1 protein-coding gene is annotated in these 244 nt (G+C 59.8%); it reads left to right on the forward strand.

Annotation, left to right across the window (positions count from 1 at the left end; genetic code table 11):
* Window positions 1-244 (forward strand): hypothetical protein (locus tag AAEY83_RS17830; RefSeq protein WP_351061348.1); only part of this gene is annotated, 244 nt, incomplete at both ends.

Raw genomic sequence — 244 nt, forward strand, 5'->3', positions numbered from 1 at the left:
GTATTCGGAGCGACTGAAAAACTTCTTCTACACCCTGACGCATTTGCTGGTGTGGCTGATCTTCATCGAACTGGGCCTGCGCGTCTGGGGCCATTCGCTGATCGCGTTCGCCGAAGGCGATGGCCATGACATCAGCGTCAAACTGTTCAGCCTGATCGGCACGCTGATTTTCTCCTGGCTGATCTGGATCCTCGCCGACACCGCCGTGCACCACGCCCTCACCCGCTCGCGCAAAGGCCTGGCC

The organism is Psychrobacter sp. TB20-MNA-CIBAN-0197, from assembly GCF_040309765.1.
In the GTDB taxonomy this organism is placed as follows: domain Bacteria; phylum Pseudomonadota; class Gammaproteobacteria; order Pseudomonadales; family Moraxellaceae; genus Psychrobacter; species Psychrobacter submarinus.